Genomic DNA, 21344 nt, shown 5'->3' with positions numbered 1-21344 from the left:
GCCATGCATCCTCGTCTGTCCTTGCTGATCCTGCTTGCCCCGGTCGCCCTCGGTGGCTGCGTTGCGAAGACTTTGGTGGACGTGGCCACCCTGCCTGTCCGTGCGGCCAGCGGAGCGGTCGACATGGTCACCACCAGCCAGGCCGAAGCGGACGAGAAACGCGGGCGCGAGTTGCGCAAGCGCCAGGAACGGCTCGGCAAGCTCGAGCGCGAATACGACAAGCGGCGCGAGAAATGCGAGCGCGGCTCGCGCGAAGCATGCGAAGACGCGCGGCGTCTCTATGCCGAAATAGAGGAACTGCGTCCGACCGTACCTTACGAACCGGATTGAGTTTCCACCGGCGCAGCCGCGCGGCGCAAACGGTCGTTGATCGCGCGGCCGATCCCGCGATTCGGTATCGGTGCGACCGCAATTCGCGGGCAGTCGCTGTGCGCGCCATGGTAGAGACACGCGTAGAGCCGCGAAGCGGCCTCGGCGAGGTCGCCTGCTGCGGACAGGTTGCACTGCCCCTCTATCGCGCCGAAACCGATGAAAAACTCGTCTGGCGCGACTTTTTCGGCGTTCAGCCGCACGGGCTTGCCGGGCGCGTAATGGCTGGCAAGCTGTCCCGGGGACTCGATAGTCCCGCCACCTCGCGTAACAGGGCGCAGTTTCCCGGTGTCTTCGTAATAGTGATCGTGCAGCGCCTGCAGGTCCACCGGGCCGGCGCGCAGTTCCTCCCACCGCCCATCCTCGCGGATCGCCATGATGGTCGATTCGACCCCCGCCCGGCATGGCCCCGCATCAAGAACCAGATCGATCCGTCCGCCGAGCGAGGCCACGACATGCTCCGCCGTGGTGGGGCTGATAAACCCGCTGCGATTCGCCGACGGGGCTGCGAGCGGAAAGTCGCACTGCGCCAGCAGCGCGCGCATCACCGGATGGTCGGGGCAGCGCAAGGCGACCGTGTCGAGTTCCGCCGTGACGGCTGCGGCCAGTCCCGCATCCGGCCGGCGCGGTAGCACCAGCGTCAGCGGTCCGGGCCACATGATGTCGCTGACGAGGTCCGCGTCGGCGACGAATTCGGCATAATCGCGCGCCTGCGCCTCGTCGCGGACATGGACGATCAGCGGATTGAAGCTTGGTCGCCCTTTCGCGGCGTAGATCCGCGCAACCGCCGCGTCGCTGTCGGCGCGCGCAGCGAGGCCGTACACCGTCTCGGTCGGGACCGCGACCAGCCCCCTATCGCGCAGCACCTCAACCGCGCGGGTGATACCCGCGTCGTCCGCCGAAAGCGTTTCCGTAGCGTTCTTGCCGCCCATGCCGCCGCGCTATATTCGCAGACGTGCCAAGCCAAGAGGAATTGCCGATGGACTTCACCCCGCCCACCGCCGACCAGCTGCTCGCCATCCGTGCCAATGCAGGGATCGCGGAACTGGCGGAGACCGAGCGCTTCGCCGCGGCGGAGCCGGATCTGGTCGAAGCGATCGTGACCGGTGTAGGGGAGTTCGCGGCCGGCGAATGGGCTCCGCTCAACCGGATCGGCGATCTGGAAGGCGCGAAGCTGGAGAACGGCAAGGTTCGCCTGCCCGATGGCTATTCAGATGCCTATGCGCATTATGTCGAGCAGGGCTGGAATGCGATTTCCGGGCCGGAAGAATTCGGCGGCCAGGGCCTGCCCTTCACCCTCGCCTGCAACGTTCTGGAAAATCTCGGCGCGGCGAACATGGCCTTTACCCTGCTACCGATCCTGTCGGTCGGCGCGATCGAGGCGTTGGCGCACCACGGCAGTGACGCGCAAAAGGCCCGCTATCTCGAAAAGCTTGTCAGCGGCGCATGGTCGGGCACGATGAACCTGACCGAACCGCAGGCGGGCAGCGATGTGGGCGCGCTGCGCACCACGGCCGAGCCCATCGGACCCGACGAATTCGGCGGCGAACATGCCGGGAAGTACCGGATCAAGGGGCAGAAGATCTATATCACCTGGGGCGATCACGAGCTGGCGGAGAACATCGTCCACCTCGTCCTCGCGCGCCTGCCCGGTGCGCCCGAGGGAAGCCGCGGCATATCGCTGTTCGTGGTGCCGAAATATCATGTGAACGCCGACGGCTCGCTCGGCCCGCACAACGACCTCCGCCCCGTCAGCCTCGAGCACAAGCTGGGCATCAATGCCTCGCCCACCTGTGTGATGAGCTATGGCGACAACGACGAGTGCATCGGCGAGATCGTGGGCGAGGAGAATCGCGGGCTCGCGGCGATGTTCACGATGATGAACAATGCGCGGATCAATGTCGGCAACCAGGGTGTGCAGATCGGCGAACGCGCGACACAGCAGGCGCTGGCCTATGCCGCAGATCGCGTGCAGTCGGCCCGTGCGGGGGCAAGCGACCGTACCCCGGTCACCATTGCCGAGCACCCCGACGTGCGCCGCATGCTGCTGCGCATGATGGCGCTGACGCATGGTGCGCGGGCGCTCCTCTATTATACCGCGGGCCAGGTCGATCGCGGCACTTTGGGCCAGACCGAGGCGAAAATGCGCGCGGAAGTGCTGGTGCCGATATTGAAGGCATGGGGCACCGACATCGGCGTCGAAGTCGCAAGTTTGGGGGTACAAGTCCATGGAGGCATGGGCTTTGTCGAAGAAACCGGCGCGGCCCAGCATTATCGCGACGCGCGCATCGCTCCGATCTACGAAGGCACCAACGGCATCCAGGCGGCGGACTTCGTCACCCGCAAACTGGGGATCGAGAACGGCGAGGCCGTACTGGCGCTGTTCGCGGACATCGCGCGCGAATGTAGCGAGGAAGGGGCGCTGGCCGAGCTCGCCTGTGCCTGCGCCGGGGTCGCGGAATGGATGCGCGATCGCGCAAGCCTCGACGACCGGCTGGCGGGGAGCGTGCCCTTCACCACCATGAGCGCAGTCGCCGTGGCCGGTTGGCAATTGCTGGTGCAGCTCCGCGCGCTGGATGGGGAGGAAACCCCGCAAGCACTGCACAAACGCGCCGTCGTCCGGTTCTTCCTCGACCGGATCGTGCCTGAGGCCGCGGGGCTTCGCGCCAGCGCCACCGCCGGTGCGGACTCGCTCTATACGCTCGAAGCGGCCGCGCTGGCGGGATGAGCGCACAGACCGATCATGCCGCGGCGCTGTCTCGAATCGCCGATGCTCTGGAAGCGATGACGGCTCAGGTGCGGGGTGAGAGACCCGACTGGACCGATGCACCCGCCTATGTCTGGACCGGATCGGGTGCGCGCGGCGTGCCGGCGCTTCAGGCTCCAACTCTCGATCAGTTGCGGGCCATCGACCGGCAGAAGGAGACGGTGGTCGCCAATGTCCGCCGCATGGCCCAAGGGGCTGCCGCGCACGACATGCTGCTGTGGGGTGCACGCGGCATGGGCAAATCGGCACTGTTGCGCGCGGCAGTGATCGACGCGGCGAAGGCCGATCCCGGGCGCATCGCGCTGGTACAGGTTGGGACCGACGCGCTGGCAACCCTGCCCGACCTGTTCGCCGAACTGGCGCGCATCGATCGCGCCTTCCTGGTCTTCATCGACGACCTCGCTTTCGACGAGGGAGGCTCCGCCGACGCGCGGCATCTGCGCAGCTGGCTGGAGGGCGGCGTAGAGGCGCGGCCGGGCAATGTCCGCCTGGCGGTCACATCGAACCGCCGGGCCATCGTGGCCCGCGACATGGCGGAACAGGACGATCCCATCAATCGGCGCGACGTGGTCGACGACCGGCTGGCACTGGCGGACCGTTTCGGCCTGTCGGTGGGGTTTCACGCCGCGTCGCAGGACGATTACCTCGCCATCGTCGCCGCCTATGCCGATCCGCTGGGCCTGGACTGGGACGAGGCCGATGCGCTGGAATGGGCACGGCGCCGGGGTGCCCGATCCGGGCGGACGGCGTGGCATTATGTGACCGAACTGGCCGGCCGCGCCGGGCGCGCCCTGGGCTAAGGCGGGAGCCCCTAGCCGATGGCTATTGCATCAGATCGGTGATGCTGTGTTCCCGGGCGAATTCGTCCGAGAACTCCATCGTCGGATCCTTCAACTCGCGCTTGGCCTTCAGATTGCCGCGTTCGACGCGCTGGATTGCTGCATTGGGTCTGGCTCCGGGAGCAACCACCCGCCAGATGATCCCCGCCGTATCGTCCGACACCAGCAGAGCGCCATCCTGCGCGAACGCGACCCAGGTCGGGCGCCCGTGGGTTTTCCCGTTCCCCTCCAGAAAACCGGTCAGGAGCGGGACCGGCTTGCCCACCGGGTTGCCGAGGTCGTCGAACTTTACGAACACGACGTCGTAGCCAGAGGCGGGCTTGCGATTCCAGGACCCGTGGCGGGCGATGATCGCGCCCCGCCCGAACTGCGTCCCCAGCCGGTTACCCTCGCCGGTAAACGTCAGGCCCAGCGCCGCGACGTGCGGACCCAGCGCATATTCCGGGCGACGGGTGTATTCCTCCAGATATTGTGGCCTCGGCGCGTCCACTCGGGAATCGATATTGTCTTTCCAGTAAACCCACGGCCAGCCATATTGCGCGCCCACCGGCACGTTGGTGAGATAATCGGGCACGAGGTCCGAGCCGAGCATGTCACGCTCGTTTACCGTCACCCAAAGCTCGCCCGACCATGGGTTGAAGTCGAGACCGTTGGGATTGCGCATCCCGACGGCATATTTGCGCGCCCGGTTAGTCCGCAGATCGTATTCCCAGATCATCGCGCGGCCTTCCTCCGCCGCCATCCCGTTCTCGCCGACATTGCTGGCCGAGCCCACCGCGACATAGAGCTTCGTCCCATCGGGGTTCAGAACGATGTTGCGCATCCAGTGGTTGCCGCCGCCGGCCAGGTCCATCAGCTTGGTCGGCTGGCCGGTCACGGCGCTGGCACCGAGCGCGTAATCGAAGCGGAGCAGCGCGTTGTGGTTCGCGACGTAGAGTTTCCCGTCACGCCAAGCGATGCCCGAGGGCGAGGCGAGATCGTCGCGCAGTACCTGCCGGACGTCCGCCGTACCGTCGCCGTTCGTATCGCGCAGCAGCACGAGCTGGTTGGGCGATGCATCGCCCGCGCCCGCCTTGCCCATCAGGTTGCGCATTACCCACCCCTTGATACCGCCGCCTTCGCGCGGAGGGCTGTTGGTGAGCGTCGCAAGGACATCCCCATTGGGGAGCGTATAGATGATGCGGGGATGATCGAGCCCGGTGGCGAAGCGCGATACCGTCAGCCCTTGCGCCGCGGTAGGTTTCTCGTTGGCTTCCCAACCGACGGGTTCGGCAATGTTCACGGTTGGCACCAGTTCGCTGCGCGGCTGGGTCAACTCAGGGTCGCTACCGGCGACAGCCTGCACCGAAAGCTCCGCGGTGTCGCCCCGCGTCAACCAGACGGCGAGACCGCCTATCACGACTATCACAAGGGCGAGGGCGATCAGGATCTTGGCTTTGGTGCTCATGCTGTGAAGAGATAGGGCGCGCGGCCACGGGCGGCAATCGCTTTACGATCCGCGAGCGTGTGCCTATCGGCGATCCATGTTCGACTTCACCCCCGATACCGACCTGCCCGAAGCCGAGCGCTACCGGCAGCTGGCCGATGCGGCCTTCGCCCTGACCGATGGCGAGGACGACCCGGTCGCCAACATGGCCAATCTTGCCGCGCTGATGGCGGAGTTCCTGCCACGTCTGAACTGGGCCGGTTTCTATCGCGTGATCGGCGACGAACTGGTGCTCGGCCCGTTTATCGGCCGGCCGGCCTGCATCCGCATTCCCATGGGACAGGGCGTCTGCGGCACAGCCGCCGCCAGCGGTGAGACGCAGTTGGTGGCGGACGTTCATGCGTTCCCCGGCCATATCGCCTGCGACGCGACGAGCGCATCGGAACTGGTCGTGCCGGTGACGCGCGATGGCAAGGTGATTGCGGTGATCGATCTCGACAGCCCCAACAAGAACCGCTTCGGCCAGGAAGACGCGGCCGGGATCGAGAAGCTGGCGAGCGCGATCGCCGACCGTATCTGAGCGCCGAGCGGCGCTGCCAGGGCTGGCGCAACGACCATGGCAAGGGTTACGATCCGGATAACGCCTATGGCGGACCGCCTCTGCCGCGCTGCGGCTATCGGGCCGACTATGGCCACTGGTCCGGTGCGATGAGGATCATCGTAGATCGGCCGAGCGTGCCGTCAGTCCCGGTCGTGCGCGAATACTAACCGAGGAATGGGACGAGACGGGTGCCGAGCCCATCAGGGAGCGCACGATTGCTCTTCCCTCATCGCGCCACGAAAAGCGTGTAATGCACTTGAAGACGCGGCGATAAGGTCCCCGGGCCGGTTTGCGGTGGCTTCCAGCACCCCCCAAAACCGGCTAAGCGTTTGTTATCGCTCTATATTTCTCCGCCGGTGAGCCGCTGGCAGATCAGGTCGAGCTGATCGAGAGTGCGGTAGCGAATGGTCACCGCGCCGGATCGCGAATCGGCGTCGCTCTTGATCCGGACCGTGAGACCGAGAAATTCTTCCAGATGCCGCTGCACCGCCGCGATGTCGGCATTTTCTGCACTGTCCGCTGGTGATTTGCCCCGGCGACCCTTGCTCTCCTCTTTCGTCGAGCCCGAACGAACGAGACGTTCGACGTCGCGGACCGTCAGTTTCTCGGCGATCGCCTGGCGAGCGAGCGAGGATGCATCGTCATGACCGATCAGGGCACGCGCGTGCCCCATCGAAAGCGCTTCCTCTTCTACCAAGGCAATTACGTCGTCCGGCAGGGCGAGCAGACGCTGCAGATTTGCGACATGGCTGCGAGACTTGTCGACCAGTTTGGCGATGTCGTTCTGGCTCATCCCCTCCTGCTCGCCCAGCTGGTGATAGGCCCGTGCTTCCTCGATCGGGTTTAGGTCCTCACGCTGGATATTCTCGATCAGGGCCAGCGCCATGACTTCGCTCTCGTCGAGATTCCGAACGATCGCGGGAATATCGTGGAGCCGTGCCTTTTGTGCGGCCCGCCAACGTCGTTCACCGGCAACGAGCTGATAACGGTCGCCAGCGAGCGGGCGAACGATGATAGGCTGGATGACACCCCGCGCGGCAATCGAACGTGAGAGCTCGTCCAGGGCGTCTTCATCGAAACGGGTGCGCGGTTGCCCAGGAAGCGGTTCGATCGAAGCTACCGGGAGCGAAGCAAGCCCTGTCGTCGCGCTACCGGTACTTTCGGCTGTTCCACGTGAAACGGCTTCACCGTCTTTGTTATGGACGAAAGGCTCTTCGCGTCGTGTCTCGCCCAGAAGCGCGCCGAGCCCCCTGCCCAGTTTCTTCTTCCGATCGGTAGCCCGGGGTACGGAGCCGGCATGGACAGGATCGGACGAACTCATGCAGCTTTCCTCTTCTCAGGCAGACGCGCGATCAGCTCGCTCGCAAGCGCCATATAGGCACGGCTTCCCGCGCAGGCGTGATCGTACACAAGCGCCGGCAAGCCGTGGCTCGGCGCTTCCGAAAGACGGACGTTGCGCGGAATGACCGAATTGAACACCAGTTCGCCTAGGCAATCACGGACATCGTCGGCTACCTGGTCCGTCAATCTGTTGCGGCGATCGAACATGGTGAGTGCGATCCCGATTATCCCGAGCCGCGAGTTGAATCTCTGCTGGACTTGCTCAACCGTCTGCAGCAGCTGGCTCAATCCTTCCAGTGCGAAGAACTCGCACTGAAGCGGTACCAATAGCGTATCCGCCGCGGTCAAGGCGTTCAGAGTAAGCAGGCCCAGCGAAGGCGGGCAGTCGATGAAGCAAATTTCATGTTGCGCGTGGTTGCCAAGCGCGCCGTCCAGCCGGGCGGCACGGTCGTTTACGGATACGAGCTCGATCTCGGCACCGCTCAAATCCTGCGTTGCCGGAATAATATCGAGGCCCGGGATCGAAGTCCCTTGAAGACAGTCCGCTATCGGAGATTGTTCGACCAACAGGTCGTAGCTGGAAAAAGAGCGCTCACCTGAGGGGATGCCTAGCCCAGTCGATGCATTCCCCTGGGGATCCAGGTCGATCAGAAGCGTCTTCCAACCTGTGGCCGCCATCGCGGTAGCGACATTGATTGCGGTGGTGGTCTTCCCCACCCCACCCTTCTGGTTCGCAATCGCTATCGTGATCATGCCCGCTTCCTTTTCTGAGCGACACCCTTCCCCACCAGGATAGCACTTTCCGAGTGCGTCAGCGAAGGTTCCACGTGAAACCGAAGACCCCATTCGGCCTCGAGGTTCTCTAGTTCTTGCCGCGCCGACCGACCCTTCGGCAAGACCCAATGGGTCGATGGGGTGGAAAACTCGGCCGAAAGCGCAAGCAGGCGTTCAAGAGGGGCGAAGGCACGTGCGGTAATGGCTCCAGCCGCGATGGGTTGGATGGTTTCCACACGTTGGCCGATAATCTCGCACTTCGGCAGGTCCAGCACATCGCGCATTTGCTCGAGCCAATCGATCCGCCTGCGGCGCGATTCGACGAGGTAAATCGGGAGTTCCGGCTGTAGGACAGCTAGCACCAATCCAGGAAACCCCGCCCCGCTTCCGAGATCCAACCAAGGGGATGTTCCACGTGGAACGTATTCCAAGAGCTGCGCGCTATCGGCGATGTGCCTTTGCCAGACTTCGGCCAAGGTCTTCTCGGAAACCAGATTCTGCCTCCTGTTCTCAACCCCGAGATGGGAGACAAGCGTGTCCAGACGCTCCATCGCCGCGCCATCGCCCCATCGAGCGACATATTCGCGCGCACTGACTTCATCTTCGATCATGCCGATACGCGTTCGCGTCTGGCGTGGACCAGCAGGATCGCCAGAGCAGCAGGGGTCACCCCGGGTACGCGCCCCGCAGCCGCAAGACTATCAGGCCGAGCGCTTTCGAGGCGCTCAATCATCTCTCGCGACAGACCGGGGACCGAATGGTAGGGAAAGTCGCCGGGTAGAGTCACGCCTTCGCTCGCGCGCAGGTCGCGCAGCTCGGCTTCCTGTCGAGCCAGGTAGGGCGCATAGGCGGCGTCCTCTGCCACCTCTTGAGCCAACTCAGGATCGAGTGCGATCTCGGGCACCTTAAGCATCGGAGCCAGGGTCTGCAGGTCGACACCGGGGAAACGCAGCCACTCACGCAGCGTCTGGCGCCCCGCGTCATCCTTCGCCGAAAACCCCAGGGCTCGCAGATCCTGTGGCCCTGCCTCGTGGTCCAAACGAGAATCGATCTTCGCCCGCCGCTCTTCGCGTTCGGCAAACCACTTCGCTCTGTCCGGTCCGACCACCCCGGCTTCAATACCCAGCGGCGTAATGCGCGTGGCCGCATTGTTCGCACGCAGCCGCAATCGGTATTCGGCGCGCGCGGTCAGCATGCGATAGGGCTCGGTCACGCCCTGGAGGGTCAGGTCGTCCACCATCACTGCCATGTAACTGTTCGCCCTATCCAGCCGAATGGGCTCGAGGCCCAGTACCCTGCCTGCCGCTCCCATGCCCGCGATCAGTCCCTGCGCCGCGGCCTCCTCGTATCCCGTGGTGCCGTTGAGCTGGCCGGCGCAGTAGAGACCCGGCAAGGCCCGCAAGGCGAGTTGGCGATCGAGCGCCCGGGGATCGATGTAATCATACTCTACCGCGTAGCCTGGCTCGACCATCTCCACCGACTCGAGCCCCGACATGGTGCGGAGAAATCCCTCCTGCACATCCACTGGCAGCGAGGTGCTGATCCCATTCGGATAGACCAGTGGCGTATCGAGTCCCTCTGGTTCGAGAAAGATTTGATGTCCCTCCCGATCGCCGAACCGATGAATCTTGTCCTCGATCGATGGGCAATAGCGCGGCCCCTCGGCGCCGATCGCCCCGGAGAATAGCGGCGAGCGATCGAGGTTGGCACGAATGAGATCGTGACCGGCCCGTGTGGTCCGTGCCACCGAACAGAAGATGGTCGGATTCACTCGCCCCGGTCCGAGGTCGGACATTGTCCATGGCTCGCTGTCGGAGGGCTGCTCTTCGAGCCGCGCCCAGTCTATCGTGCGTCCGTCGAGCCGCGGCGGCGTACCCGTCTTGAGCCGTCCCATCGGGAGTTCAAGTTCACGCACCTGTTGGGCTAGACGATGCGCAGAATTCTCTCCGATGCGTCCGCCCTCGAGGCGCTCTTCACCCCGATACAAACGACCCCCGAGAAATGTACCCGTGCAAAGAACCACGGCATGCGCCTCAACCCGCCCTCCTTCGGCCAGGTCGACGCCAACGACCGCCCCACCTTTAAGGACAAGCGCCGCAGCCTCACCCTCAAGCACCTCGAGGCCTTCTTGATCCCATACCGCCTGCTGACCGCTCGGCGGAATACAGTTCGGTCCGCCTGTATGCGCGGACCCCAGACCGCGCTGCCCTTCGAGCGGTTGAGCATGCGGTAGTGGATCGCTGCGGCATCTGCAGCGCGCGCGATAATGCCATCCAGCGCATCGACCTCCCGAACCAGATGACCCTTGCCCAGGCCCCCTATCGCGGGATTGCAGCTCATGGCCCCGATCTTGTCGACGCGGAAAGTCAGCAGAGCAGTATGACACCCCATGCGTGCGGCGGCACATGCCGCTTCGACACCGGCGTGCCCGCCACCCACCACGATAACATCATACATGCTCACGCGCCGTTTATATCCGATGCTCAATGGCGAGGCCACCCGTTCCACGTGAAACACACTCACCATGGAGTCAGGACCGTTCCACGTGGAACATGCCTATTTCCCGATGCAGAAACGTCCGAACAAGGCGTCCAGCATATGTTCGGTCGAGGCGCATCCTAACAGATCGTCAAAGGCCGCCCGTGCCGCACGCAGCGATTCCCCGATCAGCAGCGGATCGCTCGCATTGCCGATTTCGTGAAGCGCACCATACGCGCGCTCCAGACATCGGCGCTGCCGCGCATTGACAGCACTCTCTCCCGGGCGCGGAAGCAGTGTCCCGGCCCGTTCGACAAGAATGGCAGCGAGAGCGGAAAGCCCTTCCCCAGTCTTTCCGGATACGCGAGCAGCGGGATTTTCCTTTTGCTGATCCTCTAGGTCGACACGCGTCTCGATTTCGAGCGCACCATCCGGCCCCTTACCCTCGGTGCCAAGCCACAATACTATATCCGCACTGGCCATCTGCTCCGCCGCGCGTGCAATCCCGACCGCCTCGATCTCGTCCCCCGTCTCCGACCGTAGCCCCGCCGTGTCGATCAGCACGAAGGGCACGCCATCGATCGCAACCGGACGCTCGATCACATCGCGTGTCGTCCCGGCGACGGGCGATATGATCGCCGCCTCGCTCGATAGTAACATGTTGAACAGGCTGGATTTTCCCGCGTTGGGCGGACCTGACAGGACCACCCGCACCCCATCGCGCAACCGTTCGGCGGGTGGTCGCGCCAGCCAGCCCTCCAATGCCGTAACGAGCCGATCCACATCTCGCCTAAAGTCTTCGCTCAGCGTATCGACGTCGTCCTCATCCGAAAAATCGAGCAGCGCCTCGATCCGAGCCGACAATCGCAGCACCTCGTCGCGCCATTCCGCGACCTGCCGCGACGCCTCTCCGCTCGCTTGTGCCTGCGCCACCCTTCGCTGAAGTTCGGTTTCCGCCGTCAGCAGGTCGGCCAGCCCCTCCGCCTCGGCGAGATCGATCCGGCCATTGGTGAAGGCGCGCCGGGTAAACGCACCCGGCTCGGCCCGCGCGAGACCCGGCATAGCCGCCAGCGCGGTTTCGATAGCGGCAATGACAGCCCTCCCCCCGTGGCAGTGGATTTCGGCGCAATCCTCTCCGGTCGCGGAGGCGGGGCCGGGAAACCACAGCACCAGCGCGCGGTCGAGAACTTCCCCAGCCGCGTCCCTGACCGTGCGCAAACTGGCGGTACGCTCGGGCGGCAAAGCACCGCACAGTCGAATGAGCGCCTGACCCGCCTCGGGCCCACTGATCCGCACGATCCCGATCGCGGCGGGCGGAGCGCCGCTCGATAGAGCGAAGATCGTCGTCATCGTCGTGGGTCGCGCTCGAAGCGCCGAAACGTCAGGCCTTGTCGCTACCGGAAGGGTCGGTCGGTTTGCCCGGCGCCCGCCCCCCCATGCTGCCTTCCACGAAGTTCTGGAACAGCTTGAGACCCATCTGCCCCATCGGCGCCATGGTGCGCGCCAGATCCTGAAGCTGATCGGGCGAGGTCACGCCGCGCATCGCCTCCGCCATATTGTCGGAATAGACCGAGTTCGCCTTGCTGATATCGGGCAAGCCCATGAAGGAACGCGCCTCCTCCGGCGTACATTCGATTTCGACGTGGACCTTCATCGCAAGTTCTCCGTTTAGGCTATCGCGGCCCATCTTGGACCACCCGGCGCGCGACGCAAGTCCCGCCGGTCGCGAACGAACCATCGAACCGGCAATACAGGAAGATATCGGGATGAGCGAGAACGTCACGATCGATACCATCGACGGCAACGAGCATTTCACCGCCTATGTCGCCCGCCCGGCGGAGGAACCCCGTGCGGCGATTGTGGTGATACAGGAAATTTTCGGCGTGAATGCAGGCATCCGTCGCAAGTGCGATCTGCTGGCGGAGCAAGGCTATCTCGCCGTGGCGCCGGATCTTTTCTGGCGTCTGGAGCGCGAGATCGAGCTCGATCCCGATGTGGAACCCGAATTCAAGAAGGCTCTCTCCCTGATGGAGGATTTCGATCCCGATCGGGGCATTCGCGATATCGAGGCGACCATCAAATGGGCGCGGGCGGAGACCGGTGGGAGAAAGGTCGGAGCCGTGGGTTACTGCCTGGGTGGCAAGCTCGCCTACATGACTGCCGCGCGGACCGATAGCGATGCGACCGTGGGCTATTACGCGGTCGGCGTGGACGAGATGCTGGACGAGGCGCACGCGATCGCCAATCCGCTGATGCTCCACATCCCGACCGAAGACGGGTTCAACGACAAGGAAACGCAGAAGGCGATGCACGACGGGCTCGACGATCACCCGAAAGTGACGCTGCACGACTATCCCGGTCTCGATCACGGTTTCGCAACCCAATTCGGCGAACGGCGCGACGAGGCCGGCGCGCAGAAGGCCGATGCCCGAACGGAGGAATTCTTCGCCCAGCACCTGGGCTGACCGGAATGTGGCGTTACACCACTCCGCTGCTCCTGCTGGTCCTGTGCGCGCTGTTCGCATGGGTTTGGCCTTGGGCGCTGATCCTCGTTGCGCCGTTAGCGGTGATCGCGATATGGGATTTCTTTCAGAACAATCATACACTTAGGCGGAACTATCCGCTGGTGTCGAGAATCCGCTGGATCATGGAGGACCTGCGGCCCTTCGCCCGCGCCTATATCGTCGAGGACGAGATGGAGGGCCGGCCCTTCTCGCACCAGGAGCGCGCCCTCGTCTACGCCCGGGCGAAGGGCGATCTCGACGATCATCCCTTCGGCACCGAGCTGGACGTCTATTCCGACGAATATGAGTGGATGAGCCACTCGATCGTGCCCCGCAGCGACCTGCCGGAATTCTGGCGGCTCGATATTGGCGGACCGCAATGCGAGAAGCCGTACAATTCCGCGCTGCTCAATATCTCCGCCATGAGCTTCGGCTCGCTGTCCGCCAATGCGATCGAGGCGCTCAACCTCGGCGCAAAGCAGGGCGATTTCGCGCACGACACCGGGGAAGGCTCGATCAGCCGCTATCACCGCAAGCATGGGGGCGACCTGATCTGGGAGCTGGGCAGCGGCTATTTCGGCTGCCGCCGCGAAGATGGCGGGTTCGACCCGGATCGCTTCGCCGAGCAGGCGAATACCGATCAGGTCAAGATGATCGAGATCAAACTGAGCCAGGGAGCCAAGCCCGGGCACGGCGGCGTGTTGCCGGGCGAAAAGGTGACCGAGGAAATCGCCGAGGCGCGGGGCGTGAAGGTCGGGGAAACCTGTGTCTCGCCCGCCGCGCATTCGACCTTCTCCACCCCGATCGAGATGCTCGAATGGGCTGCGTCCCTGCGCGAGATGTCGGGCGGAAAGCCGGTGGGAATAAAGCTGTGCGTAGGCCAGCCGCACGAGGTGCTGGCAATCGCCAAGGCAATGCTGGAAACCGGCATCCTGCTCGACTTCATTAATGTCGATGGAGCGGAAGGTGGCACCGGGGCGGCACCGCTGGAGCTATCCAACAGCGTCGGCATGCCGCTGCGCGAAGGGCAGATCCTGGTGCGCAACGCGCTGGTCGGGACCGGCCTGAAGGACAAGATCAAGATCGCCAATGCGGGCAAGATCCACTCGGGCGCGCAGATGGCGAAATCCTTCGCGCTGGGCGCCGATTACTGCAACGCCGCCCGCCCCTTCATGTTTGCGCTCGGCTGCGTCCAGTCGCTGCGGTGCCATACGGGCCAGTGTCCGACCGGCGTCGCGACGCAGGAGGAATGGCGCCAGCAGGGGCTGGTCATTTCCGACAAAGCGCCGCGCGTCGCCCGCTTCCAGCGCGCAACAGTGAAGTCGCTGCGCGAGATCGTGGTCGCGATGGGGCTGGAATCCCCGTGGGACATCAACCAGTGCGATCTGCGCGAACGCCTCAACGCTGCCCGGTCCGACGCGGTCGACCATATCTACGAGTTCGTCGAGGAAGGCGCGCTGATCGAGAACCCGCGCGCGACGACGCTCAACCGGATGTGGGAACTGGCGCGGGCCGACAGCTTCCGACGGGCGGGCTAGCCGCCCGCCATCGTCAAGAGAAAGTCGGCTCGCCCGGCGATATCGGTCAGTGGAAGATCGACAAGTTCGTAGCCGTACTCGCGCCATGCCGCACAGACGGCTGCATCGCTCGCGACTGCTTCGTCCCACGATTGAATGCGCTGATCGTCGCGTGTGTAAATATCGCGCCAGGGAGGGGCACGGAAAATAGGCCCCGAATAGCGAGAGCTCTTGGCAGCGCGAATTATCTCGTCGCCGACCTGACACCCTTCCAGCCGCAGGAAGCCGACGATATCGGCAAATCCACGATCAAAGATGGTCGGGCTGTATTTCGCGGCAACATGCGATGCGAGATCGGCCTCGAGCATGGCGTGGGCGAAGCCTTGCGGCTTCCTTTCCCTTAGCGCCATGCCTCCCGCTTGTTGCAGAATGACCCGCGCGGCCTCCGGGACGGTCGCGTAGCCACGCCGCGCCAATTCCGTAAGGAGAGCCGATTTGCCCGCGCCCGGTGCGCCGGTAATGACCACGCGCACCGGTTCGGGCATCTCGAACATCCTACTGATTCATCGTCGCGAAGAAGTCTTCGTTGCTCTTGGAATCCTTCATCTTGTCGAGGAGGAATTCCATCGAGTCGATCGTGCCCATCTGCATCAGGATCCGGCGCAGGACCCACATCTTGGACAGATTGTCCTTGTCGACCAGCAGCTCTTCCTTGCGGGTACCGGACTTGCCGACGTCGAGCGCCGGGAAGATGCGCTTGTCCGCGACCTTGCGATCAAGCACGATTTCGCTGTTACCGGTGCCCTTGAACTCTTCGAAGATCACCTCGTCCATGCGGCTGCCGGTATCGATCAGCGCGGTGGCGATGATGGAGAGCGAGCCGCCCTCCTCGATATTGCGCGCGGCACCGAAGAAGCGCTTGGGCCGCTGGAGCGCATTGGCGTCGACACCGCCGGTCAGCACCTTGCCCGAACTGGGCACCACGGTGTTGTAGGCCCGGCCGAGGCGGGTGATGGAGTCGAGCAGGATGACGACATCCTTCTTGTGTTCGACCAGCCGCTTCGCCTTCTCGATCACCATCTCGGCGACCTGGACGTGCCGCTGCGCCGGTTCGTCGAAGGTCGAGGAAATCACCTCGCCATTCACCGAACGCTGCATGTCGGTGACTTCCTCGGGCCGCTCGTCGACCAGCAGCACCAGCAGGAACACTTCCGGATGGTTGTCGGTGATCGCCTTGGCGATGTTCTGCAGCAGCACGGTCTTACCCGTGCGCGGCGGCGCGACGATCAGTGCGCGCTGGCCCTTGCCCTGGGGGCTGATGATGTCGATCACCCGTGCGCTCTTGTCCTTCACCGTCGGATCGACATTGTCGAGCGTCAGCTTTTCTTCCGGATAGAGCGGCGTGAGATTGTCGAAATTGGTCCGCATGCGCACCGCCTCCGGATCGTCGAAATTGACGCTCTTGAGGCTCGTGAGAGCGAAATAGCGCTCTCCCTCGCGCGGGGCGCGGATTTCGCCCTCGACCGTGTCGCCCGTGCGCAGGCCCCATTTGCGGACCTGGTTGGGGGAGACGTAGATGTCATCGGGACCGGCGAGATAGTTCGCCTCGGGGCTGCGCAGAAAGCCGAAGCCGTCCTGCAGCACCTCGATAGTGCCCACGCCCATGATCTTTTCGTCGTATTCCTCGTCCTCCGCCAGTTCGCGCAGGATGCAGAACATGAGGTCCTGCCGGCGCATGGTGGAGGCACCTTCGACGCCCAGTTCCTCGGCCATCGAGACGAGGTCGGCCGGGGCCTTCGCTTTGAGTTCCTTGAGATGCATTGTCTTTTAATTCCAGTAAGGGGAGGCCGACCGATCCGTTCGGGCCCCGCGAGAATTCGTAGGGCAGGCTTGGGGAAAGCTGGACCGCGCCGCGACCGGGAAGGGCGGCAAGGCCGGTTGGTAGGAGGTAAAATAGGCGCGAGCGCGAGGCCCGTCAATTCACCTCACATGCTTTTCGCAGGATCGTCAGAACGGTTTGACGACGACCAGGATCACCACCAGCGCCAGGATCACCGCGGGCACTTCGCCCCACAGGCGCAACGCGCGTTCGGTCAACGGACGCGCACCCTTCGCCATCTTCTTCGCATTCGCGCTCATCCAGCCATGATAGCCGGACAGGAGCACGACGAGCGCCAGCTTGCCATGGAACCAGCCCTGATCCCACGCCCCGATTGTCTGCGCGAGCAACAGCCCGAGCACCCACACGACGATGATCGAAGGGATCAGGATCACCTTGGACAGCATCCGCGTACGCTTCGCCCACAGCGCCTCTTCCGCCGAACCGGGGGGCGCGGCGTGCATGTACAGCATCTGGCGCGGCAGGATGAACAATCCCGCCATCCAGAACACGATGAAGATGATGTGGCCGGCCTTGAGCCAGAGATACAGCAAGCCGAGAGTCTCCTGCATGGGCACAGCCCTTACCCGTTCAGATCAGCCCTGCCAATCGCGAACCGTCGCAACCAGCCGCTCGACATGCGCGATCGGCGTGCGCCGGTCGATCCCGTGGCCCAGATTGAACACATGCGGACGGTCGGCGAAGGCAGAGAGGATCTCCCGCGTACGCTCCACCATGGCATCGCCGCCAGCGAGAATCAGCAGCGGATCGAGATTGCCCTGAACCGGCAGCTCGCGCGGCAGATTGGCCGCCGCCCAGCGCGGATCGATCGTCTCGTCCAGGCCCAGCGCATCGACTCCGGTTTCGCGCGCATAGAGGGGCAGTTTCTCGCCGGCGCCCTTTGGAAAGCCGATGATCGGGACGTCGGGCCGCGCCGCACGCAATTGCTCGACGATCCAGGCATTGGGCGCGACCACCCAGCGTTCGAACTGGTCGGGCGCGAGACTGCCGGCCCAACTGTCGAACAGTTGTACCCCTTCCGCCCCGGCATCGATCTGGCCGATCAGATATTCCACCGTCAGCCGTGCGATGGCGTCGACGATCTCGCCAAGGCGCTCCGCATCGCGATAGGCCATGGCCCGGGCGGCATGCTGGTCGCGGCTCCCCTCGCCCGCGATCATGTAGGTCGCGACGGTCCACGGGCTGCCCGCGAAGCCCAGCAGGGTCGTCCGGTCGTCCAGCGCGGCGCGTACCTGGCGGACGGTATCGTAGATCGCGTCCAGCCGGGTGCGGTCGCTCGTCAGGGTATCGAGTGCGGTGTCCTTCAGCGGCGGCGAAAGCTGCGGGCCCTCCCCCGCCAGGAAGCGCAGGTCCTGTCCCATCGCGTAGGGCACGATCAGGATATCGGAAAACAGGATCGCCCCGTCGAAGCCGAAGCGCCGGATCGGCTGCAGCGTCACCTCGCACGCCGCCTCGCTGTCGTAGACGAGGTCGAGGAACCCGCCCTTTTCCGCCCGCAATTCGCGATATTCGGGCAGGTACCGACCGGCCTGCCGCATGAGCCAGAGCGGAACGGTGGAACCGCGCGTGCCGCGCAGCGTGTCGAGGAGAGGTCCGGGCATCGGGTCGGGAATCCAATAATATACTTATTTATAGATAGGATGATGGAGTCTGTTGGCCCTGTGGAAAGCGGGGATGGCGCATCCCTGCCCGAATTCTCCCGCACGAGCCACCCCTTTGCCACCATCCGACTCGCCCGCCGACGTGAGTCAAAGACTCGTTTTCCCGCTTATCCAGAGGCTGTCGATTATCGCGCGGCACGCGGACAAGCCCGCGGGCGAAACCCGGCATAGCGGGGGTGGAATCGGTCCACTGCCTCATCCCCAGGCCTGTCCGCACGTTTATGCCTTGCGTTCTCCACACCCCCGCGTGCAGGCTCGCGCGCATCATGAGCCGCATGCATTTGCACCTCCTTTCGGATTCCACCGGCGAGACACTCGAAATGGTGGCGAAGGCCGCGCTGGCCCAGTTCGAGAATATCGATGTGATACGCCATTTCTGGCCGATGGTGCGATCGCGCCAGCATCTCGACCGGATCGCGCCCGAACTCGCTGAGAGCCCGGGGCTGGTGCTCTATACGCTGGTCAATCCCGATACCCGCGCCGCGTTGGAACATCATTGCCGGGAACTGTCCCTTCCCTCCGTGGATGCGCTCGAAAACGTTGTCGATTCGCTCGAACGGCAATTGGGGCAAGAGGCGCATGGCCGGCCCGGTCGCCAGCACCGCATGGACGAGGCGTATTTCGACCGGGTCGATGCGATCCAGTACACGATCGCGCACGACGACGGGGTCGGCTGGGAGGAGTGGGAAGAGGCGGATATCGTGCTCGCCGGCGTTTCGCGCAGTTCGAAGACGCCGACGAGCATCTATCTTGCCAATCGCGGCTTCAAGGTGGCGAATATTCCATTGGTGATGGAAAGCCCGCCCCCGCCCGCGCTGTTCGGATTGCGCCATCCGCTGGTCGTCGGCCTCACGACCGCGCCCGACCGGCTGGTCCAGATCAGGCGAAACCGTCTGCTTTCGCTGAACGAAGCGACCGAAACCGCCTATGTGGAGAAGGAGCGGGTGTCGGAAGAGGTACGGTTCGCACGGCGCCTGTTCGCCGACAACAACTGGCCGGTGATCGACGTCACGCGTCGGTCGATCGAGGAAACCGCCGCGGCGGTGATCAGTATCTTCACCGAACGCAAGGAACGCGTGAAGCCCGGGGAGAAGCCGATCTGACCGAATATCCCGCCCTGCTCCTCGCATCGAAGAGCGAATCGCGCCGGGCCATGCTGGGCGCGGCGGGCATCCCGTTCGAATCGTGGCCCGCCGATGTGGACGAGCGGGCGCTCGAGGCGGCGATGGAGGATGCCGAACCGGCCGAAGTGGCGCAGGCGCTTGCCGCGGCCAAGGCGGCGGCGATCTCGCACGATCATCCCGGACGGCTGGTGCTGGGCAGCGACAGCCTGGTGGAGGTCGACGACCGCCGCTTCGACAAGCCCGCTTCGCGCATCGAGGCCGCGGAGCATCTGCGCTTCTTCTCCGGCAAGACGATGCGTCTGCACAGTGCCGCTGCGCTGGCGGTCGATGGCCGGATCGAATGGATCGGCGGTGATATGGCAAGCTTGCAGGTGCGTGCGCTGTCCGACGAATTCATCGAAGGCTATCTGCGTGCCGAATGGCCGGCGGTTGCCGGATGCGTCGGCGTGTTCCGGATCGAGGGGCGCGGGGTGCAATTGTTCGATGCCATCATCGGCGACCAGTTCACCGTGCTCGGCTTGCCGCTGCTCCAGGTGCTGGCCGCGCTGCGCGATCGCGGGGCGATTGCTGCATGAGCGTTCCCTATGCCGAGGTTATCGGCGATCCCATCGCGCAGTCCAAGAGCCCGGCGATCCACGGCTTCTGGCTCGCCAAGCTCGGGATCGAGGCCGAATATCGGGCCACGCGCGTAACGCCGGACGACATCGGTGACTTTCTCGCCGAGCGCCGCGAGGATCCTGACTGGCGTGGCTGCAATGTCACCATGCCGCTCAAGCAAATGGTCCAGCCGAATCTCCATTCGATCGAGGAACCGGCCGCGTCGATCGGGGCGGTAAACACGATCTGTCCCGTGTCCGACCGGCTGCTGGCAGGGTACAATACCGACGCGCCCGGTTTTCTGGAGCCGCTCCGCGACAGGCTCGGCGAGACGCATTATTTCCGTATGGCGCGCATACTCGGCACCGGCGGGGCAGCGCGCGCGATCGTTTCGGCGCTGGCGGCCGAGGGTTTCGTCATCGTCCTGGCGGGCCGCGATCCGGCCAAGGCGCGCGCGCTTCTCGACGAGCTCGCTCCCGAAGGCGAGCACCACGCCGTCGATCTGGCGCATTTTGCAGACCCGACCGACTTCGCCTTCGACGATCGCGAGGGCTGCTGCGATCTCATCGTCAATGCCTCCCCTCTCGGTATGCGCGGGCAGCCTCCGCTCGCCTTCGACTGGAGCCACGCCCCGCCCGGCGCGATCGCCTACGATATCGTGACCGATCCGATGGATACGCCGTTCCTGCAGGGCGCGCGCGAAGCCGGGTTCGCCACGATCGACGGGCTTTCGATGCTGATCGGTCAGGCGGCCTTCGCCTTCGAACGGTTCTTCGGCGCGAAGCCACCGCGCGAACACGACGCCGAACTGCGCGCGCTGCTCGTTCGATGACGGAGCCGATGATCGTCGGTCTCACCGGCTCGATCGGAATGGGCAAATCGACCGTCGCCGCCATGTTCGAGGCGGCCGGGGTGCCAGTGTTCGATGCCGATGCGGTGGTGCGGGCGTTGCAAGGGCCGGATGGCGAACTGGTTGCCGCGATCGAGGCTGCCTTCCCCAGTTCGACCGGCGATGGGGGCGTTTCACGTGAAGCATTGGGCGCGCTGGTTTTCTCCAATCCGGTGGCGCTCCAGGAATTGGAGGGGATCGTCCACCCGGCCGTGGCCAAGAAAAGAGCGGAATTTCTCGCGCGCCATCGCGATGCGCCGCTGATCGTGTTCGATATTCCGCTATTGTTTGAAAAGGGCGGGCATGAGGCGGTCGATCGCGTGGTGGTGGTTTCCGCGCCGGAAGAGATACAACGCTGCCGAGTACTGGCCCGGGCAGGCATGACTGAGACGAAGTTTGCGCACATACTGGCCCTTCAGGTGCCCGACGCCGAGAAACGCAAACGGGCGGATCACGTGATCGATACCGGCGTCCCCCTCGCACAGACCGAGGCGGCGATACGTGATCTGGTGGAGGAATTGCGCGCAATCCACGCCGCCGGGGACTGAGACCGCCCC

Annotated in this window: 21 protein-coding genes and 1 pseudogene; 10 read left to right on the top strand and 12 right to left on the bottom strand. The window is 64.4% G+C overall.

The features are described 5' to 3' along the window. Positions 1 to 3 precede the first annotated feature (3 nt). Entirely contained in the window at positions 4 to 330 is a 327-nt protein-coding gene (locus F7D01_RS06660; RefSeq protein WP_215229408.1) for a hypothetical protein, read from the top strand. Here the strand turns inward: F7D01_RS06660 and F7D01_RS06655 are convergent. After that, positions 315 to 1301: an L-threonylcarbamoyladenylate synthase gene (locus F7D01_RS06655; RefSeq protein WP_215229407.1), complete on the bottom strand. Its 987-nt coding sequence runs from the start codon at positions 1299 to 1301 to the stop codon at positions 315 to 317. The genes F7D01_RS06660 and F7D01_RS06655 overlap by 16 nt on opposite strands. 47 nt (positions 1302 to 1348) lie before the next feature. On the opposite strand from F7D01_RS06655, the gene F7D01_RS06650 reads away from it, so the two are divergent. Continuing rightward, positions 1349 to 3097, top strand: a complete 1749-nt coding sequence (locus F7D01_RS06650; RefSeq protein WP_215229406.1) for an acyl-CoA dehydrogenase — start codon at positions 1349 to 1351, stop codon at positions 3095 to 3097. Then, positions 3094 to 3936: a DUF815 domain-containing protein gene (locus F7D01_RS06645; protein ID WP_215229405.1), complete on the top strand. Its 843-nt coding sequence runs from the start codon at positions 3094 to 3096 to the stop codon at positions 3934 to 3936. Before F7D01_RS06650 ends, F7D01_RS06645 begins: the two co-directional genes overlap by 4 nt. 22 nt (positions 3937 to 3958) lie before the next feature. Here the strand turns inward: F7D01_RS06645 and F7D01_RS06640 are convergent, their stop codons facing one another. Further along, entirely contained in the window at positions 3959 to 5422 is a 1464-nt protein-coding gene (locus F7D01_RS06640; RefSeq protein ID WP_215229404.1) for a sorbosone dehydrogenase family protein, read from the bottom strand. 76 nt (positions 5423 to 5498) lie between these two features. Here F7D01_RS06640 and F7D01_RS06635 point away from each other — a divergent pair, with 76 nt between their 5' ends. Further along, positions 5499 to 5981, top strand: a complete 483-nt coding sequence (locus tag F7D01_RS06635) for a GAF domain-containing protein (RefSeq protein WP_215229403.1) — start codon at positions 5499 to 5501, stop codon at positions 5979 to 5981. 361 nt (positions 5982 to 6342) lie between these two features. Here the strand turns inward: F7D01_RS06635 and F7D01_RS06630 are convergent, their stop codons facing one another. The 6 genes and pseudogenes from F7D01_RS06630 to F7D01_RS06605 all read right to left on the bottom strand — a co-directional run bounded on the left by F7D01_RS06630 (position 6343) and on the right by F7D01_RS06605 (position 12249). Continuing rightward, a complete protein-coding gene (locus F7D01_RS06630) occupies positions 6343 to 7323 on the bottom strand; it encodes a ParB/RepB/Spo0J family partition protein (RefSeq protein ID WP_215229402.1) in 981 nt (326 codons plus the stop codon). Beyond that, complete coding sequence (locus tag F7D01_RS06625; RefSeq protein WP_215229401.1) at positions 7320 to 8096, bottom strand: ParA family protein; 777 nt, start codon at positions 8094 to 8096, stop codon at positions 7320 to 7322. Before F7D01_RS06625 ends, F7D01_RS06630 begins: the two co-directional genes overlap by 4 nt. Next, complete coding sequence (rsmG, locus tag F7D01_RS06620; RefSeq protein ID WP_215229400.1) at positions 8093 to 8728, bottom strand: 16S rRNA (guanine(527)-N(7))-methyltransferase RsmG; 636 nt, start codon at positions 8726 to 8728, stop codon at positions 8093 to 8095. The genes F7D01_RS06625 and rsmG overlap by 4 nt, the downstream gene beginning before the upstream one ends. Then, a pseudogene (gene mnmG / locus F7D01_RS06615) lies at positions 8725 to 10580 on the bottom strand (tRNA uridine-5-carboxymethylaminomethyl(34) synthesis enzyme MnmG). The gene rsmG and the pseudogene mnmG overlap by 4 nt, the downstream one beginning before the upstream one ends. 93 nt (positions 10581 to 10673) lie before the next feature. Next, on the bottom strand, positions 10674 to 11945 hold the full coding sequence (mnmE, locus tag F7D01_RS06610; protein WP_215229399.1) for a tRNA uridine-5-carboxymethylaminomethyl(34) synthesis GTPase MnmE: 1272 nt from the start codon (positions 11943 to 11945) through the stop codon (positions 10674 to 10676). A 31-nt stretch (positions 11946 to 11976) separates the two neighbouring features. Further along, positions 11977 to 12249, bottom strand: a complete 273-nt coding sequence (locus tag F7D01_RS06605; RefSeq protein WP_215229398.1) for a DUF6489 family protein — start codon at positions 12247 to 12249, stop codon at positions 11977 to 11979. A 112-nt stretch (positions 12250 to 12361) separates the two neighbouring features. Here F7D01_RS06605 and F7D01_RS06600 point away from each other — a divergent pair, with 112 nt between their 5' ends. Further along, positions 12362 to 13060: a dienelactone hydrolase family protein gene (locus tag F7D01_RS06600; protein ID WP_215229397.1), complete on the top strand. Its 699-nt coding sequence runs from the start codon at positions 12362 to 12364 to the stop codon at positions 13058 to 13060. A 5-nt stretch (positions 13061 to 13065) separates the two neighbouring features. After that, the gene (locus F7D01_RS06595) at positions 13066 to 14637 is read left to right on the top strand and encodes an FMN-binding glutamate synthase family protein (RefSeq protein WP_215229396.1); all 1572 of its coding nucleotides are present in this window, start codon (positions 13066 to 13068) and stop codon (positions 14635 to 14637) included. Here F7D01_RS06595 and F7D01_RS06590 read toward each other — a convergent pair. From F7D01_RS06590 to hemE, 4 genes are all read right to left on the bottom strand, one after another. Then, a complete protein-coding gene (locus F7D01_RS06590) occupies positions 14634 to 15161 on the bottom strand; it encodes an AAA family ATPase (RefSeq protein WP_215229395.1) in 528 nt (175 codons plus the stop codon). The two genes, F7D01_RS06595 and F7D01_RS06590, sit on opposite strands and share 4 nt — an antisense overlap. A gap of 10 nt (positions 15162 to 15171) precedes the next feature. Further along, positions 15172 to 16437: a transcription termination factor Rho gene (gene rho, locus F7D01_RS06585; protein ID WP_215229394.1), complete on the bottom strand. Its 1266-nt coding sequence runs from the start codon at positions 16435 to 16437 to the stop codon at positions 15172 to 15174. Positions 16438 to 16623: 186 nt separating this feature from the next. Then, positions 16624 to 17067: a CopD family protein gene (locus F7D01_RS06580; protein ID WP_215229393.1), complete on the bottom strand. Its 444-nt coding sequence runs from the start codon at positions 17065 to 17067 to the stop codon at positions 16624 to 16626. A gap of 24 nt (positions 17068 to 17091) precedes the next feature. Further along, on the bottom strand, positions 17092 to 18117 hold the full coding sequence (gene hemE, locus F7D01_RS06575; RefSeq protein ID WP_215229392.1) for a uroporphyrinogen decarboxylase: 1026 nt from the start codon (positions 18115 to 18117) through the stop codon (positions 17092 to 17094). 326 nt (positions 18118 to 18443) lie between these two features. On the opposite strand from hemE, the gene F7D01_RS06570 reads away from it, so the two are divergent. The 4 genes from F7D01_RS06570 to coaE are packed head-to-tail and all read left to right on the top strand — an operon-like array spanning position 18444 to position 21335. Next, positions 18444 to 19280, top strand: coding sequence for a pyruvate, water dikinase regulatory protein (locus F7D01_RS06570; protein WP_215229391.1), 837 nt, complete (start codon positions 18444 to 18446; stop codon positions 19278 to 19280). After that, complete coding sequence (locus F7D01_RS06565; RefSeq protein ID WP_371819715.1) at positions 19277 to 19876, top strand: Maf family protein; 600 nt, start codon at positions 19277 to 19279, stop codon at positions 19874 to 19876. The genes F7D01_RS06570 and F7D01_RS06565 overlap by 4 nt, the downstream gene beginning before the upstream one ends. Beyond that, the gene (locus tag F7D01_RS06560; protein WP_215229389.1) at positions 19873 to 20730 is read left to right on the top strand and encodes a shikimate dehydrogenase; all 858 of its coding nucleotides are present in this window, start codon (positions 19873 to 19875) and stop codon (positions 20728 to 20730) included. Before F7D01_RS06565 ends, F7D01_RS06560 begins: the two co-directional genes overlap by 4 nt. Continuing rightward, positions 20727 to 21335, top strand: a complete 609-nt coding sequence (gene coaE / locus F7D01_RS06555; protein ID WP_215229388.1) for a dephospho-CoA kinase — start codon at positions 20727 to 20729, stop codon at positions 21333 to 21335. Before F7D01_RS06560 ends, coaE begins: the two co-directional genes overlap by 4 nt. Positions 21336 to 21344: the final 9 nt, after the last annotated feature.

This window comes from Erythrobacter sp. 3-20A1M, from assembly GCF_018636735.1.
Classification (GTDB): Bacteria; Pseudomonadota; Alphaproteobacteria; order Sphingomonadales; family Sphingomonadaceae; genus Alteriqipengyuania.
The sequence above is the reverse complement of the archived record's forward strand: the minus strand, read 5'-3'. Positions and strand labels throughout refer to the sequence as shown.

What these genes read in the sequence shown, in the direction of transcription:
- mnmE (WP_215229399.1), bottom strand. Translation starts at nt 11,945, where the DNA reads ATGACGACGATCTTCGCTCTATCGAGCGGCGCTCCGCCCGCCGCGATC.
- F7D01_RS06590 (WP_215229395.1), bottom strand. Translation starts at nt 15,161, where the DNA reads ATGCCCGAACCGGTGCGCGTGGTCATTACCGGCGCACCGGGCGCGGGC.
- coaE (WP_215229388.1), top strand. Translation starts at nt 20,727, where the DNA reads ATGACGGAGCCGATGATCGTCGGTCTCACCGGCTCGATCGGAATGGGC.
- F7D01_RS06630 (WP_215229402.1), bottom strand. Translation starts at nt 7,323, where the DNA reads ATGAGTTCGTCCGATCCTGTCCATGCCGGCTCCGTACCCCGGGCTACC.
- F7D01_RS06660 (WP_215229408.1), top strand. Translation starts at nt 4, where the DNA reads ATGCATCCTCGTCTGTCCTTGCTGATCCTGCTTGCCCCGGTCGCCCTC.
- F7D01_RS06605 (WP_215229398.1), bottom strand. Translation starts at nt 12,249, where the DNA reads ATGAAGGTCCACGTCGAAATCGAATGTACGCCGGAGGAGGCGCGTTCC.
- F7D01_RS06560 (WP_215229389.1), top strand. Translation starts at nt 19,873, where the DNA reads ATGAGCGTTCCCTATGCCGAGGTTATCGGCGATCCCATCGCGCAGTCC.
- F7D01_RS06655 (WP_215229407.1), bottom strand. Translation starts at nt 1,301, where the DNA reads ATGGGCGGCAAGAACGCTACGGAAACGCTTTCGGCGGACGACGCGGGT.
- F7D01_RS06625 (WP_215229401.1), bottom strand. Translation starts at nt 8,096, where the DNA reads ATGATCACGATAGCGATTGCGAACCAGAAGGGTGGGGTGGGGAAGACC.
- F7D01_RS06595 (WP_215229396.1), top strand. Translation starts at nt 13,066, where the DNA reads ATGTGGCGTTACACCACTCCGCTGCTCCTGCTGGTCCTGTGCGCGCTG.
- F7D01_RS06580 (WP_215229393.1), bottom strand. Translation starts at nt 17,067, where the DNA reads ATGCAGGAGACTCTCGGCTTGCTGTATCTCTGGCTCAAGGCCGGCCAC.
- F7D01_RS06600 (WP_215229397.1), top strand. Translation starts at nt 12,362, where the DNA reads ATGAGCGAGAACGTCACGATCGATACCATCGACGGCAACGAGCATTTC.
- F7D01_RS06650 (WP_215229406.1), top strand. Translation starts at nt 1,349, where the DNA reads ATGGACTTCACCCCGCCCACCGCCGACCAGCTGCTCGCCATCCGTGCC.
- rsmG (WP_215229400.1), bottom strand. Translation starts at nt 8,728, where the DNA reads ATGATCGAAGATGAAGTCAGTGCGCGCGAATATGTCGCTCGATGGGGC.
- hemE (WP_215229392.1), bottom strand. Translation starts at nt 18,117, where the DNA reads ATGCCCGGACCTCTCCTCGACACGCTGCGCGGCACGCGCGGTTCCACC.
- rho (WP_215229394.1), bottom strand. Translation starts at nt 16,437, where the DNA reads ATGCATCTCAAGGAACTCAAAGCGAAGGCCCCGGCCGACCTCGTCTCG.
- F7D01_RS06570 (WP_215229391.1), top strand. Translation starts at nt 18,444, where the DNA reads ATGAGCCGCATGCATTTGCACCTCCTTTCGGATTCCACCGGCGAGACA.
- F7D01_RS06640 (WP_215229404.1), bottom strand. Translation starts at nt 5,422, where the DNA reads ATGAGCACCAAAGCCAAGATCCTGATCGCCCTCGCCCTTGTGATAGTC.
- F7D01_RS06635 (WP_215229403.1), top strand. Translation starts at nt 5,499, where the DNA reads ATGTTCGACTTCACCCCCGATACCGACCTGCCCGAAGCCGAGCGCTAC.
- F7D01_RS06645 (WP_215229405.1), top strand. Translation starts at nt 3,094, where the DNA reads ATGAGCGCACAGACCGATCATGCCGCGGCGCTGTCTCGAATCGCCGAT.